Origin of the sequence: Halococcus sp. AFM35, assembly GCF_051195015.1 — an archaeon.
Lineage (GTDB): Archaea > Halobacteriota > Halobacteria > Halobacteriales > Halococcaceae > Halococcus.
Map to the genome: position 1 here is coordinate 1 of NZ_JBNTJU010000008.1, position 15,363 is coordinate 15,363.

Genomic DNA, 15,363 nt, shown 5'->3' on the forward strand with positions numbered 1-15,363 from the left:
TATCATAATAAAACGAGTACATAACCTTTCTCAGCTTAGACAGAATTGTCTGAATCAAACGATCTTGCCAAGTCGAGATTAATGAAAATCTGTTCAATAACCTGTCACCGGACGAACTCATCCTCACGTGTGGAACCGAAGGAGTGCATCGGCATCGACCGAATCGGCGAACGAGCGCGAGTAGAGGGCTGCGATTGTCTCACGGATGGTTTCGAGTTGGTCGGCTTTGTCCCCGGTGCAGTTCGTGCCGCAGAGAGCATAGACGTCGCCGTTGTCGTACAGTTCGTATTTGAGCCGGCCGTGGCAGTGTGGACAGCGGAGTTCGGCGTGTGCGTGCATCCACTCGACGTCGAACCCCTTCCCATCGAGTCGTCGCTGAAGTGCATACCAGACGTGAACGTCCCAGTTCGCCCGTCCCTCTGCCGCTCGTTTCAGTCGGCGGAGTTCGAGGGCTGCCTTCCGATAGAGCCTATCGTTTGCTTCTGTGTGTCGTTGATGACAGCGACGGAAGTGGTTGAACAGCGCCGCCTTCGAAGAAGTGACTGCCCCATTGGTGAGTTCACCCAGTGGCTCTGACTCCGCGATGAACTCGTCCGGAAGCGCAACGTGTCGAGGATAGCCTTGCCCGTCGTACTCCGTCTGTTCTGAGAGCGGTGCGCCCGTTTTCGGACAGAACGCATCTTCTTCGATCATTGTGTTTCGTCGAATGGCGGCTTCACGTTATACTCACTGTGGGAGTGGGGGTTTCGATGGTCGATGAAAACGGTTCCAACGACATCAACAGCAACCAATACTCACGTGGCTGACGATGTCTGTCACACTTGGCAAGGGTTGGTTCACTCTCTTGCCTTCGTATCTCGATATAGACGAAACCGACCCTCTAAGCGGACAGCCAGCAATCAGCGACCCGAGGTTGACTGCCAGCACTAAACTACTGGTATGATACACCACGGAGTGGAAAAAGCTCAGGATCATTCGCGTTTCCGCAACGCGTTACCCGAGCTGGCGACCACGCATTTTGCATAATCGTCGCAAGGCAAAAAACTCTTTCACAAGTTAGAATAGAACAGTATATATCGAAACAAACCAGAAATGTTCTATAATAGGTGTTTCTGTATAATAGTTGAATTCATTCCTCGTCAAAAGAGAGTTCCATCGAATCGTTGGCTTGTTCAGTGTCGGTACTATCGTGGTTGCTTTCGACGTTCTCCTCGGAAAGCAGGGCTTTCGCGGCTTCGAGTGCTTCGAGACGCTCACCAATCTCCGCGAGAAGGGATGCACGGCGCTCATCGAGTTTGGTCTGCTGGTAGCCATTGGCGGGTGAGTCCTGTTCGAGGAGTTCGACGTATTCGGTGAATAGTTCTCGTTCCGGGAGTTCCTCCGGCGCGGTATCGGGAGACACCATGAATTCATAGAAACAGATACCGGCAGATACTTTATACTATCCGCTGCGCCTCGCGCGAGGCAGGGTTCTCGTGCCGAAAGGATCAAGCAAGAACGCGGCGGTACAGAAGTCTTCCCAGACCCTCTATTGCTTGATCTCGGCTACGCGCATGGTTTAGTTTCCGGTCCCAGCATGCATCGAGGAACATCACAAAATCGCCTCCAGTGTATACGAACCACTCACTCCAATATCGGCCGAATCAGGCTATGAGACTAATTCTGCACCAGCGCCGTTACTATCAGCAACAGTCTTTAGCCTGCTGCTCGGTCGCAGTGATGACGAACAGAATTCAGGAGTTAGTCGGCCCGCTCCGACGACAAGATTTCCCCGCGCTTCTTCGGACGGTTCGTGATGACCTGGGAGTTGTCGTCCGACACCTGCTCAATCGACAGGATCGAGTGCTCCCGGAGCACGCCTTAGAGACAGCACCCACACCAACGCAGATCGAGGAGATTGTCGGTGAGTTGTTTCCCGAAGTCCCCCCCCCCCCTGATGAACGGCTCACCTACTATCTTGCACGGCATTTCTGACAGCCGCCGGGAGCACACAAAACAGAGTGTGAATTCTTGCTATTCATTGTAGCTTCGGCTAAAAATCGGAATCATGGTTTGCGGTTGTGCCGTGCGACCAGCGTTGCGATGGCGAAGATGATGAAGAGGATTCCGCCACCCAGGAGAAACAGATTGGACAGTATCCAGTCGAGGATTCCCGACTCCCCACCGGATGCTTCAGAGTCAGCAGTGGCGTTCGTCGCCTGTCGGGTGGACGGAGACTCAGAGACGGTTGTAGTTGGTGTTGCCGCCTCGGTTGTCGTCGCGGTCTGCGTCGGTGTGGGCGTAGCTGTAGGGTTCGGTGTCTGAGTCCGTGTCGGCGTTGTGGTCGGACTCGGTGTTGACGTAGCAGTCGGGATTGGTGTCGGGGATGCTGTCGCGGTTGGACTCGGCGTCCGTGTGGCTATTGCTGTGGGCGTTGGCCTGTCGCCCGTACCCGGGGACGGACTTGAGGGCTGGTAGTTCGCCGGGTCGATCTTCCGCCCGTTCAGGAAGACGTCGGCGGGTCCGCCGGAAACCTCCAGGACGGTGAGTCGGCCGCTGAAGGTGAAGTTATCCACACCACCCTGTGCGGAGGAACCAACTGCGGTGGCCGTACGGACCTGATCGGGCTGGTCGGCGTTCGTGAGATCCGCCCCAGAACCCGGTTGGATACGCCCACTCACGGTAATGTTGTACCTGACTCGTTGATCGCCGGTACTCCGGATGGTGAGTGTGTTCGGCAGCGGTTGTTGTTGCTGAAGCTGGCCGCTCTCGTTCGAAGCAACGGCCGGAACGGCCGGAACGGCGGCACCCACTGTAGCGCTGCTTACGACCAGGCAGAGAACGAGTACGCTCACATGCGCCACTTTCGACCACGAGCGGCGGCTTCGTCGGTGTTGTCCTTGATTAGTCATACTGTCTCTGGTAACCTTGCGGTAGTCAGGTCTGTGCCCGGCACACCAAATATACTGTTGGTCGAGCGGAGTCCACCGTCAAGTTACGCCACTCGCCGTGTAGCCTCTCAACCCCTTGAAATCCGAGTCACTATTGGAGTGGTTCCGTCTCGTGGATTGAGGGTCGGCGACAGCCGAGGCGTCCGCCTGAGAGAGTTTCTCAGTGACAACGAGGTCAGCAGCGTAGAGCATGGAATGAACGAGCGTCTGACAGCACTGCCGCTCACGAACGGGCGGTCACAAGGGACGGCCGAGCCTCGGTGAGATGGATCGAGTCCGTAGCACTGCTTGGCAACGGTCAGGAACTGGTTCGCATCCACTCGCGGTACGTACGTGTGGTTCTCGCCGTCGATGGTGTAGTCGCGGTACCTGTTCGCAATCTAAATTTCTGATTCGGTCGTGCATGAGAAATTCACCTAGCCGACCTCTGACGCATTGAGGCCGTCGTCTTGGACTGCTCTGCTGGCGCTATCCAAATCCTCAAAGCGACCGGCGTGGAACGGAATCCATGAACGTGAGCGTCGTCGGTAGCGGCTACGTGGGAACGACCGTGGCGGCCTGTCTCGCCGACCTCGGCCACGAGGTAACTGCCATCGACATCGACACGGACATCGTCGACACCGTCAACGCGGGCGAGACGCCGATTCACGAACCCGGGCTCGCCGAACTGGTCGAGGCCCACGCCGGCGACCGCCTCCGCGCGACAACTGACCACGCCGCCCTCCGCGAGACGGACATCACGTTTCTCGCGCTCCAGACACCCGCCCGTGAGGACGGTAGCATCGACCTCGGCGCACTTGAAGCCGGCACGCGCGACGTGGGCGAAGCCCTCGATGAGAAGGAGGACTACCACCTCGTCGTCGTCAAGAGCACGGTGATTCCGGGAACTATCGAAGAGCGGCTCGAACCGCTGCTCGAAGAGGTTGCGGGAAAGACGGCGGGCGAGGGCTTCGACGTCGCGGTCAACCCCGAGTTCCAGAGTCAGGGGTCGGCGGTCGCCGATTTCATGGACCCCGACAAGCTCGTCTTCGGGACGAACGCCGATGCGGACGATGCGAGCGGGCAGCGAGGCGGTGAAACCGCCTCGAACGGGACGGCTTCGCCGTTTCCCAGCCAGCAAGCGGGCGACGATGCGCTCGAACGCCTCCGCGAACTCTACGAACCGTTGGTCGCCGCAAACGACGGGGTTCCCATCGTCGAGACCGGTCGCCGGGAGGCGATGATGGTGAAGTACGCCAACAACGTCTTCCTCGCGGGGAAGATCAGCCTCATCAACGAACTCGGCAACCTCTGCAAGGAGTTCGGCGTGGACTCCTACGAGGTGAGCGAGGCCATCGGTCTCGACGAGCGCATCAGTGGGAAGTTCCTCCGCTCGGGCGTCGGCTGGGGCGGCTCGTGTTTCCCGAAGGACACCGACGCACTGCGGGCAGCGGGCCGTGAAGCGGGCTATACGCCCGAGCTGCTGGATAGTGTGGTCGCAGTCAACGACGGCCAACCCCGGCGGATGCTCGATTTGCTCGAACGGCATATCGACATCGAGGGTCGGCGTATCGCCGTGCTCGGGCTGGCGTTCAAGCCCGGCACCGACGACATCCGCGGGTCGCGCGCGACGCTCGTCATCGAGGAGCTGCTCGAAGGCGGTGCAAATGTGGCTGCCTACGACCCGGTTGCCGCGGCGGCGATGGCCGGGAAATTTCCCGATGTCGAGTACGCCGATTCGGCCGCGGACGCACTCAGAGACGCCCACGGCGCGCTCGTCGTCACCGACTGGGACGAGTTCGCGGCGCTCGACGGGGCGTTCGACGCGATGGATGAGCAGGTCGTGGTCGATGGCCGGCGCATCGTCGAACCGCGCGAGGGGATGACCTACGAGGGGCTGACGTGGTGACCGACGGCGCTATTCCCATCGGACACTGAGTCGGGCCATGCGCCAGTTCGTCGTCCTCGGTCATGAAGTGCCGCTATCGCCCGACTTCTCGTTGGACGACCTCACGGGCGCGGGGCGGGTGGACGTGCTCTGTCGCTGTGTCAACTCCGCGTTCTGTCTCTCGCATGCGATTCGCGAGGACGTGCACGTCTGGCTCGTCCTACAGGACGAGTTCACGGTTCGCTTCGAGGGGAGCGAACTCAAAAACCTCAATCCCGACGAGCGCTCGACGGCCGCGCTGATTCGCGGCGCACTGGAGGAAAAGGAGGGAGCCATCGGCCACATGGCAGCCGAAAGCTCGCCCGGCGTGTCGATTTCGCGGCACGGCTTGGCGGGTGTTCTCGACGAACTGGATGGTACGGTGCTCGCACTCCACGAGGAGGGTGAGCCAATCGGCGAGACTGAGCCGCCCGCCGAACCGGCGTTCGTGCTCTCGGACCACCGGGATTTCACCGCTCACGAGGCGGAGCTGCTCGCCGAACGAGCCGACCGGCGGGTGCGTCTCGGTCCCGAACGACTCCACGCCGACCACGCCATCACGGTCGCGCACAACTGGCTCGACACTGATGGGTTCGCCCGCTACTGACGGTTGCCGTGACTGAAGGATATGTATGGCCCGGGTGAGTCGAAGCGGTATGCACTATCTGGGCTGGGCGCTCATCGCGCTCGTCGGCTACAGCATCTTCACCCCGCTGGCGTCGCTCGCGATGAACAACGCACCGTCGAGCGTGGTCGCAACGGTCGCCAACGGCATTCTCCTGCTGTCAGCGGTCAGCCTCGCTCTCTACGAGAACGAGTCGGTGACGACGTATTTCACCGGCCGAACCGCCCTGTACATGGTCGGTGCGGGCGTGTTCCTCGCGGTCGGCATCCTCGCGTACTACCGCGCGCTCGCGGCCGGTCCGGTGAGCGTCGTCACGCCCGTCTACGCGATGTTCCTCGTCGGAAGTACGGTTTTGAGCGTACTCTTTCTCGACGATTCGCTGACGCTCCAGAAGGGCGCAGGCATCGCGCTCGCGGTCGTCGCGGTCTATCTCACCGTGACCGGGTAGAACGGAAAGGTTAACACGCGCGTGACCGTGGGTCCGAGTGCGGGCCGGTGGGGTAGCTTGGTATCCTTCGGCCTTCGGGTGGCCGTAACCGCGATTCGAATTCGCGCCGGCCCATGCTACCACCTTTTGCTGCACTCACTCGCTTCGCTCGTTCGCTGGCAAAATGTGGATCAAAAGCCTGCGTCACCCCCTCGCTCCGCTCAGAGGTTCCTTGGCCCGCTCGCTCACTGCGTTCGCTCGCGGATGCTACACTTGTGGGTGAGTCGAGGTGCACCATTCATTGTTGTTCGGTGAATCGCCTTTCTCAAGAATGCCGCAGGACTCACAGCAGGCTCTGTTCGCGCAGTTCGCTCGATTCTGTGTGAATCAGTCAATGGATTATGAGGACTGGGAAGCGATAACAGCAGAGTTCGGAGTTCTCAAAACTGCAGAGTCAACAAGTAACTTCATGAGTAGCTGGGCCTTTAGAAACGAGAAACGGCTCAGAACAACGCGAAAGTTCATCCGTAGAGTTTATGAAGAAGACGAGGACCTTGCGTTTGGAATAATGCACCGAGTGTACTCTTCAGTTGGTGGCGCTGATGCAGAGGAACTCCAAGAATATCCAGCACTACGAGCACTAGAACATGATTCGGATAAGATAACCCATCCACAGGTTCCTACTCACTCCGGACCGTTTCTCGACATCGACAACGTTCCGGGAACGTTCTATCCAAGTCTCGTAGAGAACATAAACAATTGCTATCAGTTTGGGATAGACGATGCTATACTTATACTAACAAGAAATCTGATTGAAAATATCTTGATCGATGTGCTACGGAAAAAATATGGCACGGATGGAATTGAGATATACTACGATCTGGATTCGTCACAATTTCGTAGTTTCTATGAACTCATAGAGGAATTCAAGAAGGTGCAATCCGATTTCGAGCACTATTCTAGCGAGATTGACGACAATTTCATTAGAGAACTGAACTCGATTAGAAAACCATCGAACGCAGAAGCACATTCGATTGAAACGGACGTATCCGATGATGAAATGGAGGACTACCAATCAACCTCGATCTACCTTGTAAAAGTGCTCTTCCATATCCGAGATTCACTGTGAGTGGTTCTTCTACCATTCACGAAATTGGAAGCAGCGATTTTTCCGGCTCACAATGTACACAAGAGTTTTGCAAGCCACTTTCCAACTAACACGCACAGATGAGCAGCGACAAGCGCCGCGTCCAGTTCCGCGCCTCCGAAAAGCTCATCGAGCGCGCGGACGCGCTGGCGACGGTCCTCGGGACCGACCGCACCGATGTGCTGACCGACGCGCTGCAGGAGTACCTCCGGGACGCCGCCCACGACGACCGACTCACACAGGAAATCGCGGGTGCGTACTACGACGACGACATCGAATTTGAGGAGTTGAAGGCGCTCGTCGGTCCCGAGGAGGCGGCGAACTTCCGGGTACTGAAGCGCCAACTCGACGAATCACTCACCGACGAACTGGCCGAGTTGTAGATGACGAGCGTCGTTGCCGACACATCAGCGTTGGTCAGTCTCGGTGTCGTTGCCGAGCGCGACCCGTCGCCGCTCGATTGCCTGCTTTCGGAGTACACCATTCTCACCGCGACCGAAGTACGGGACGAGCTTCGGGAGGTCGCATCGTACACCGACGAACACGGGCGCGCAGCAGGGGCAGTGCTCGACAGACTGGAGCGAATCAATGTTCGACAGGTCGACCTCGATGCTGACTTTCCGCTCGACGATGGCGAGAACGCCGCTGTGACGCTCGCAAACGACCGTGATGCCGCGATGTTCCTCTGCGACGAGTTCAATCAAATCGGTCTCGTCCATGCGTCGCTGGTCGATACCCGGCTGGTGACGACACCGAAGCTCCTGGCGGTGTTTGTCCGCAACGGAGCACTGACCAAAGCGGATGCGACAGCGGCGCTGGACGAGATGAGTGACGTTCGGAGCTGGGCCGACAATAGTTACGTCCGGCGCGCACGAGCGGCGTTTCGATAGCTGCAACCCCCTGTGTTTTGTTCATCGCCGCCCAATGGCGATACATGGCAGACGACCTGCTCATCTACGGCTCGTACGGCTACACGGGCGCGCTCATCACCGAAATCGCCGCCGGGGCGGGATTGGACCCGACGCTTGCGGGCCGGCGGGCCGAACCGGTCGAGCGACAGGCGACCGACCGCGGTCTCGACCATCGCGTGTTCAGCCTCGACCATCCGGCAGTCGTCGAGCAACACATCGGCGAGTTCGACGCCATGTTGAACTGTGCCGGACCGTTTTCGGCCACGGCCGACCCGCTGGTGACCGCCTGCATCGAGAGCAGCACGGATTATCTCGACATCACCGGTGAAATCACTGCCTTCGAGAGCACCGCCGAGCGCGACAGGGACGCCGAGAAGGCCGACGTGACGCTGTTGCCGGGCGTGGGCTTCGACGTGGTGCCCACCGACTGCCTTGCGGCGCATCTCCGTACAAAAGTGTCCGATGCCGAGCGACTCAGCCTCGCCATCGATGGGTTGGGGACCTTCTCGCCGGGTACCCTGAAGTCGGTCATCGAGGGACTCTCACAGGGCGGCGCGGCACGCATCGACGGCGCAATCGAGAGCGTGCCGCCGGCGTGGAAAGTCCGCGATATCGACCTCGATGGCGGCGCGAGTACGGCAGTGACGATTCCGTGGGGCGACGTCTCGACCGCCTACTACACGACAGGAATCCCGAACATCGAGACGTACGCGACGGTCCCGAAATACGCCGCCTCGATGATGAAGCAAACGGGTGTATTGCTGCCGTTGCTCGATACCGCGCCAGTCCAGCGGCTGTTGAAGGGAGCGGTCGACGCGACCATCAGCGGGCCGAGCGCCGACGAGCGCGCACGGAGCACCACACGAATCTGGGGCGAGGTCGAAAACGAAACCGAGCGCGCCGCCGCCCGGCTTCGAACGCCCGATACCTACGAGTTCACCGCCCGGACCGCAACCGAAATCGCCCGGCGCGTGCTCGACGGCGCGGTCGGCTCGGGATTCCAGACGCCGGCCGCGGCCTTTGGCCCGGAGTTCGTCCTCGACTTCGATGGCGTCGAGCGCGAGGACGTGAGTACCGAGCAATGAACGCTCGCCCCGTCCATCCGAGCATCCATCGGCACGATGTGTGGATTCGATATTGTCATATGAAGTTTATCGTCCCGGTAGGTGCGTCATGAACGGCCTGACGAGCGAGTCGTGGACCCACGGGTGGGCACAGCTCGACGGCGTCGTGTTGCACTACGTCGAGGCCGGCGACCCGGACGACCCGCTCGTGGTACTGTTACACGGGTTCCCCGAGTTCTGGTACGCGTGGCGCAATCAGATCGAGGCGCTCGCGGCGGAGTTTCACGTCGTCGCGCCCGATTTACGTGGATACAATCGCTCACAAAAGCCCGCTGGCATCCGGCCGTACCGGATGGGTCGACTCGTGGACGACGTGGTCGACCTCATCGAGCGATTTGGGGCCGAGCAGGCGAGTGTCGTCGGCCACGACTGGGGTGGCGTCATCGCGTTGGAGTTCGGTCATCGGTACCCCGAGCGCCTCGGACGTCTTGCCATACTGAACGCACCGCATCCCGCGGCGCTCGAACGCGAGCTGCACTCGCCGGCACAGCTCGTGCGCTCCTGGTACGCGCTGTTCTTCCAACTTCCGCGGGTTCCCGAAGCCATTCTGGAGCGAACCGACGGCTGGCTCGCCACGTTGCTGCGAGACGACCCGACGAATCCGGCGGCGTTCGACGAGTCGGATATCGAACGCTATGAGCGCGCCATCGCCCGCCCCGGCGCGCTCACGGCGGCGCTCAACTACTACCGGGCCGTCGGGCGGACGGAGCTACGCCGCCGCCTTGGGCGTGACGACGAGGGTGAGGAGAGAAATCAAACGATTGATGCACGAACGCTCGTGATTTGGGGCGAGCAGGACCGGGCGCTCGGCGTCGAACTCACAGAGGGACTCGACCGATGGATGCGGGACGTCCAAATCGAGTACCTGCCCGAGGCGAGCCACTGGGTCCAAAACGACGCCCCCGAGCGGGTGAACGAACTGCTGGAGGCGTTCCTCGACGCATGAGCGACGAATCGGACCCGCTGGCGTGGGAGACGGTCGATGGAACCATCGCCTACTCCTGTCCGGGCTTCGAGGTCGTCCGCGAGCGGGTTCGCCTGCCCGACGGCACCGAGACGGACTTCGACTCCGTTGTCGACCCCGCTGCAGTCGTCGTGTTGGGGTTCACACCTCACGGAGAGGTGGTCGTCATTGAGGAGTGGCGACAGGCGGTCAAGCGGGTGAGTCGCGGGCTGCCGGCCGGCACCGTCGAACCGGGCGAGGACATCGAGCAAGCAGCGCGGCGCGAGTTCGAGGAGGAAACGGGCTACGTCGCCGAGGGGATGGAACGTCTCACGACCGTCGAACCGCTCAACGGGCTCGCGGACTCGGTCCATCACCACTTCGTCGCGCACGACTGTCGACCCACGGGAACACGGGAGTTGGACGACAACGAGTCAATCCGGGTGGGGACGGCCGAATACGACGACCTGCTCCGTGCGCTGGCGGACGACGACCTCCGCGATGGACGCAGCGCGTTCTGTCTGCTCTATCATACACGGTTCGGTACCGAAAGCGGAGTGCCTTAGACACGCGGCAGCCGAACCACCCCATGAACGACGTTTTCGAGCTTCGCAGCGCCGACGCCGCCGGCCGTATCGGCGAGCTTCGTGTCCCACGGTCCGATACGATAGTGGAGACGCCAGCGCTCATGCCCGTCATCAACCCGCATCTCCAGACGATTTCGCCCGCACGCCTCGAAACCGAGTTCGGCGCGGAGATATGTATCACTAACGGCTATATCATTTCTCAGAGCGACTACCGCGAGGAGGCGCTCTCGAAGGGGCTTCACGAGTTCCTCGACTTCTCGGGAGCCATCATGACCGACTCCGGTGCGTTCCAACTGGCCGAATACGGCGACATCGACGCCACGAGCGCGGACATCCTCGACTTCCAGTACCGTATCGGCGCGGACATCGCCACGCCAATCGACATCCCGACGCCGCCCGAGGCGAGCCACGAGCGCGCCGCCGACGAACTCGCGACCACTCAGTCACGTCTCGAATCGGTGAGCGACGTCGATACCGGCGCAATGCTCGTCAACGCCCCGGTGCAGGGCGGGGTCTATACTGACCTCCGCGAACGGGCCGCCCGCGACGCCCGCGAAACCGGGCTGGACCTCCATCCGGTCGGCGCGGTCGTGCCCCTGATGAACGACTACCGGTATGGGGAGATGGTCGACGTGGTCGCGGCCGCAAAGCGCGGGCTGGGCGCGGCGTCACCCGTGCATCTGTTCGGTGCGGGCCATCCGATGACCTTCGCGCTCGCGGTCGCGCTCGGCTGTGACCTCTTCGATTCTGCGGCCTACGCGCTCTACGCCCGCGACGACCGCTATCTCACCGTGCGGGGCACCGAACGCCTCCCGGAACTCGACTACCTCCCCTGTGAGTGTCCGGTCTGTGTCGCACACACGCCCGACGACCTCCGCGCGATGCCCGACGACGAGCGCGAAACGCGCCTCGCCGAGCACAATCTGTACGTGAGCTTCGGCGAGCTACGACGCATCAAGCAGGCAATCCGTCGGGGCGACCTGCTCGAACTCGTCGAGACGCGCGCCCGCGGGCATCCGGCGATGGTCGACGGCTATCGAGCATTGTTGGACCACACCGACCGGTTGGAACGGCAGGACCCGGCCTCGAAGGACGCCTTCTTCTACCTCTCGGCCGAGAGCGCCCAGCGACCCGAAGTCCGCCGCCATCACGAGCGCCTCGCACGGCTCTCGGTCGAAGGTGATGTCCTGCTGACCGAGGGCGACATCAATACCGCATACGACGCATCCTGGCGCGTCGTGCCACCCTTTGGTCCGTTCCCGCGCGCGCTCTCTGAGACCTACCCGCTCACCGCCGAGGTGCCCGAGCGACTCGACGATGCGGCCTACGAGCAGGCTGCCGAAGGAATCCGGCGATTGGTCGAGACGAATCCCGACGCCGAGTTCACGCTCGCCCATCGGAGCTGGCCCGAGCGCGCACTCGGTGCGCTACCGGAGCGCGTCACGGTGCGTCCACTCGAATCGATGGACGAATACGAGGAGCGCGGCGAGGGCGAATCATGACCGACTTCTTCGAAGTCCACGACCGCGACGGGCCGGCGCGCATCGGCGAACTCCGACTGACGGAGTCGCTCACGACGCCCGCACTCGTCGGCGACAGGCTCAGCGATGCGGGCAGCCTCTGGCCCGAATCGCGCGAGACGCCCACCGGCGATTCCGACTCGCTCACCGTTCTCCCCCACCGCGCGCTACCGGCCGGCACGCCCGACGAAGTCGAATCGGCGTTCGCGGTCGATTCTCCCAGTATTGACGGGCCGAGCGCCGCGGTGATTTCGTCGGGAACGGCCGCCGAGTGCGGTAGCGACGCTTACGTCCTCTCGGATGCGCAGGGACTCGTCGGCCACGCCCGCGCGTTCGTCGAGGGCATCGTCGACGTGAAGAACGCGATTCCCGACGACACGGCGCTCTACCTCCCCGGTGTGGCGACGCCAGCGAACGTCGGTCTGCTCGCGTATGCGGGTGTCGACCTGTTCGACGCCGACCGCGTGGTCGTGAAGGGCACCCAAGGAAAATATCTCACGAGCGACGGTGAGCAGTTCCTCGCCGACCTCGACGAACTGCCCTGTGCGTGTCCGGCCTGCCAGCAGACGAGGGAGGAGTTCGACCGCGAGGACTGTGCGGCACACAACGAGCACGCGCTCGCCGCTCAGCTCGCGACCGTGCGCGGGCGCATCCGTCGGGGGCGGCTCCGCGATTATCTCGAAGGGCAGGGTCGCCACGAGGCGTGGCTCACCGCCGCCCTTCGGCGCTTCGACCAGCAGTACGCCTACCTCGAAGCGCACGCACCGGTCTTCCGTCGCAACGAGCTGCTCGCCGCCAGCGAGGAGAGCCTTCGGCGAGTCGAGATTCAGCGCTTCGCCGAGCGCGTCACGACCCGGTATCGCAATCGGTTTTCGAACCCGCTCGTGCTCGTTCCCTGCTCGGCGACGAAACCCTACAGCGAGTCCCAGAGCCACGGCCAGTTCCACGACGCGATACAGTTCCGGGCACATACCGTCTCGATGACCTCGCCCATCGGCGTCGTCCCGCAGGAACTCGAATGCACCTACCCCGCCCAACACTACGACTCGGTGGTCACCGGCGAGTGGAGCGCCGGCGAAGTCGAGTTCGTTTCTTCAGTACTGGAGGCCTATCTCGCACGCAACGACTATCCCCGAGTGGTCGCTCACGTCCCCGCCGAGTACCGACAGATCACCGAGCGCGTCGAGGAGTCGATGGGCATCGAGTTCGAGTACACGGTGAGAGACCACCCGACCACGAGCGAGTCGCTGTCGAATCTCGCGGGCGCGCTGGACGGTGAACTCAAATACGCCAAACGCGAGCGCGAACACAACACCGTCCGCGCGCTCGCGGACTATCAGTTCGGGCCGGCTGCCGGCGACGACCTGTTCACGGACATCACAGTAGAAGGTCGCTATCCCAAACTGAGGGTCCACGACGACGAGCATCTCGCCACGATGGTGCCTCAGTACGGCACCCTCGCGTTCACGCTCGCGGGCGCACGCCGCTGGGTCGACAGCGACGCACCGGTCAAAATCGTCGAAATCGACGAGTTCGTCCCTCATGGGAGCGTCCTTGCACCGGGAATCGTCGGAGCCGACGAGAGAATTCGGGTCGGCGACGAGGTCGTGGTTCGCGGTCCGAAAGCGTTCGCGGTCGGGCGCGCGACGATGAACGGGCGCGCGATGGCCGGGAGTTCCCGCGGGGTGGCCGTCGATGTCCGCCACGTCGAGGAGCGATGAGGACGAGGGCGGTGGCGTTTTGGCGCTCGGCGAGGTACCGAACTCAATGAGTCAGCCAAGCCCCGAGGTTTACGAGGCGGGGAAGGGCATGGACGCCCACAACGCCGCGATGCGGGAGATTCGTGCACGCAACGACCGTACCTACGACCCGCACGAACCCACGCGGGTCTGGGTCGACGAGGACAACACGCCCGACGGCGTGCGCGAGAGCCTGACCATCATCCTCAATACCGGGGGGTGTCGCTGGGCGCGCGCCGGCGGCTGTACGATGTGTGGCTACGTCGCCGAGTCGGTCGAGGGTGGCACCGTCGCCCACGACGCCCTGTTGGACCAACTCGATGCCTGTCTCGAACACGAACGCGAACACACTGAGGAACCCTGCCCGCTCGTCAAGATATACACCTCGGGGAGCTTTCTCGACGAGCGCGAGATACCGGCCGAAACCCGGCGGGCCATCGCCGATACCTTCGGCGACCGCGAGCGCATCGTCGTCGAATCGCTGCCGGATTTCGTCGAGGGCGACCGTCTCGCCGACTTCACCGAGCAGGGCCTCGCGGTCGACGTGGCGGTCGGGCTGGAGACCGCTACCGACAGAGTCCGCCACGACTGCGTGAACAAATACTTCGACTTTTCCGATTTCGTCGCGGCGAGCGAGCAAGCGCGGGACGCGGGCGCGGGCATCAAAGCGTATCTCCTGATGAAACCGCCGTTCCTTGCCGAATCGGAGGCGGTCGCGGACATGATTTCCTCGGTCGAGCGCTGTGCGGAGTACGCGCATACCGTGTCGATGAACCCCTGCAACGTCCAGCGCCACACGATGGTCGAGGAGCTGTACCACGACGGCGGTTACCGTCCGCCGTGGCTCTGGTCGGTCGCCGAGGTGCTTCGGGAGACCGCAGATGTCGACGCACTCGTGATTTCGGACCCGGTGGGCCATGGCTCCGACCGCGGCCCGCACAACTGCGGCGAGTGTGACGACCACGTCCAGACGGCCATCAAGGACTTCGACCTCCGACAGGACCCGTCCGTATTCGAGCAGATTTCCTGCGAGTGTGAGCGGACGTGGGAGGCGGTGATGGAACGACAAAAGAGCTACGGAATGCCACTGGCGTGATAGCGATTCAGATGGCGTCGTCCGGCTCGTGTTCGTTTGCCATCCGGCTAGCTTCTCGCGCGTAGCGCTCGCGGGTCTCCGGGTCCGCTACTGCGCCGAGATTACCGGAATCGACGTCGAGCGCGGCGGTCGTCTCGCGGCCCGGTCCTGAAAAGCTCGGCAACGCGCGCTCCTTGCGGAAGTCGCGCTCGCCGTCGGGCGTCGCGTAGGTCAGGATGATGAGGTTCTGTTCGTCGTCGGAGTACGTCCGCTCGACCAGCCAGACGCGAACGGTGTCAATCATACGAGACGATACGGCCGGGTTGGGTTAATGTCGCTCGTTTCGGGGGCTATTCGCCGGCATCGATGTCGGCCCCACATTCGGGACAGGTCTCGTCGGCAATCGAAACCTGGAGGTCGCAGTTCGGA

At 62.0% G+C, this 15,363-nt stretch carries 15 protein-coding genes and 1 tRNA gene; 13 read left to right on the plus strand and 3 right to left on the minus strand.

Going from position 1 to position 15,363, the window contains the following annotated elements:
- Positions 1 to 123: 123 nt before the first annotated feature.
- Positions 124 to 693 carry a hypothetical protein gene (locus ACQUQO_RS08060; protein WP_435077469.1) on the minus strand — a complete coding sequence of 190 codons (570 nt, stop codon included), beginning with the start codon at positions 691 to 693 and terminating at the stop codon, positions 124 to 126.
- A gap of 436 nt (positions 694 to 1,129) precedes the next feature.
- On the minus strand, positions 1,130 to 1,405 hold the full coding sequence (locus ACQUQO_RS08065; RefSeq protein ID WP_435077470.1) for a hypothetical protein: 276 nt from the start codon (positions 1,403 to 1,405) through the stop codon (positions 1,130 to 1,132).
- 2,033 nt (positions 1,406 to 3,438) lie between these two features.
- On the opposite strand from ACQUQO_RS08065, the gene ACQUQO_RS08070 reads away from it, so the two are divergent.
- The 13 genes from ACQUQO_RS08070 to ACQUQO_RS08130 all read left to right on the plus strand — a co-directional run bounded on the left by ACQUQO_RS08070 (position 3,439) and on the right by ACQUQO_RS08130 (position 14,955).
- Positions 3,439 to 4,818 carry a nucleotide sugar dehydrogenase gene (locus ACQUQO_RS08070; protein WP_435077471.1) on the plus strand — a complete coding sequence of 460 codons (1,380 nt, stop codon included), beginning with the start codon at positions 3,439 to 3,441 and terminating at the stop codon, positions 4,816 to 4,818.
- A gap of 37 nt (positions 4,819 to 4,855) precedes the next feature.
- Positions 4,856 to 5,443: a tRNA (pseudouridine(54)-N(1))-methyltransferase TrmY gene (gene trmY, locus ACQUQO_RS08075; RefSeq protein WP_435077472.1), complete on the plus strand. Its 588-nt coding sequence runs from the start codon at positions 4,856 to 4,858 to the stop codon at positions 5,441 to 5,443.
- 49 nt (positions 5,444 to 5,492) lie between these two features.
- A complete protein-coding gene (locus ACQUQO_RS08080; protein ID WP_435077473.1) occupies positions 5,493 to 5,909 on the plus strand; it encodes an EamA family transporter in 417 nt (138 codons plus the stop codon).
- A gap of 41 nt (positions 5,910 to 5,950) precedes the next feature.
- Positions 5,951 to 6,023, plus strand: a tRNA-Pro gene (locus ACQUQO_RS08085).
- Positions 6,024 to 6,219: 196 nt separating this feature from the next.
- On the plus strand, positions 6,220 to 7,017 hold the full coding sequence (locus tag ACQUQO_RS08090; RefSeq protein ID WP_435077474.1) for a hypothetical protein: 798 nt from the start codon (positions 6,220 to 6,222) through the stop codon (positions 7,015 to 7,017).
- A gap of 98 nt (positions 7,018 to 7,115) precedes the next feature.
- A complete protein-coding gene (locus ACQUQO_RS08095; RefSeq protein WP_435077475.1) occupies positions 7,116 to 7,418 on the plus strand; it encodes a hypothetical protein in 303 nt (100 codons plus the stop codon).
- The gene (locus ACQUQO_RS08100; RefSeq protein WP_435077476.1) at positions 7,419 to 7,925 is read left to right on the plus strand and encodes a hypothetical protein; all 507 of its coding nucleotides are present in this window, start codon (positions 7,419 to 7,421) and stop codon (positions 7,923 to 7,925) included. It abuts the gene before it with no gap.
- Between the two features lie 44 nt (positions 7,926 to 7,969).
- Positions 7,970 to 9,031: a saccharopine dehydrogenase family protein gene (locus tag ACQUQO_RS08105; protein WP_435077477.1), complete on the plus strand. Its 1,062-nt coding sequence runs from the start codon at positions 7,970 to 7,972 to the stop codon at positions 9,029 to 9,031.
- 88 nt (positions 9,032 to 9,119) lie between these two features.
- Positions 9,120 to 10,016, plus strand: coding sequence for an alpha/beta fold hydrolase (locus tag ACQUQO_RS08110; protein ID WP_435077479.1), 897 nt, complete (start codon positions 9,120 to 9,122; stop codon positions 10,014 to 10,016).
- Positions 10,013 to 10,579 (plus strand): NUDIX hydrolase, encoded by a 567-nt coding sequence (locus ACQUQO_RS08115; protein ID WP_435077480.1) that lies wholly within the window; start codon positions 10,013 to 10,015, stop codon positions 10,577 to 10,579. Before ACQUQO_RS08110 ends, ACQUQO_RS08115 begins: the two co-directional genes overlap by 4 nt.
- A 23-nt stretch (positions 10,580 to 10,602) precedes the next feature.
- Positions 10,603 to 12,102, plus strand: coding sequence for a tRNA guanosine(15) transglycosylase TgtA (tgtA, locus tag ACQUQO_RS08120; RefSeq protein WP_435077481.1), 1,500 nt, complete (start codon positions 10,603 to 10,605; stop codon positions 12,100 to 12,102).
- Complete coding sequence (gene arcS, locus ACQUQO_RS08125) at positions 12,099 to 13,841, plus strand: archaeosine synthase subunit alpha (protein ID WP_435077482.1); 1,743 nt, start codon at positions 12,099 to 12,101, stop codon at positions 13,839 to 13,841. The genes tgtA and arcS overlap by 4 nt, the downstream gene beginning before the upstream one ends.
- Before the next feature lie 46 nt (positions 13,842 to 13,887).
- Positions 13,888 to 14,955: an archaeosine biosynthesis radical SAM protein RaSEA gene (locus tag ACQUQO_RS08130; RefSeq protein ID WP_435077616.1), complete on the plus strand. Its 1,068-nt coding sequence runs from the start codon at positions 13,888 to 13,890 to the stop codon at positions 14,953 to 14,955.
- Positions 14,956 to 14,962: 7 nt separating this feature from the next.
- Here the strand turns inward: ACQUQO_RS08130 and ACQUQO_RS08135 are convergent, their stop codons facing one another.
- Entirely contained in the window at positions 14,963 to 15,238 is a 276-nt protein-coding gene (locus tag ACQUQO_RS08135; RefSeq protein ID WP_435077483.1) for a hypothetical protein, read from the minus strand.
- Positions 15,239 to 15,363 lie beyond the last annotated feature (125 nt).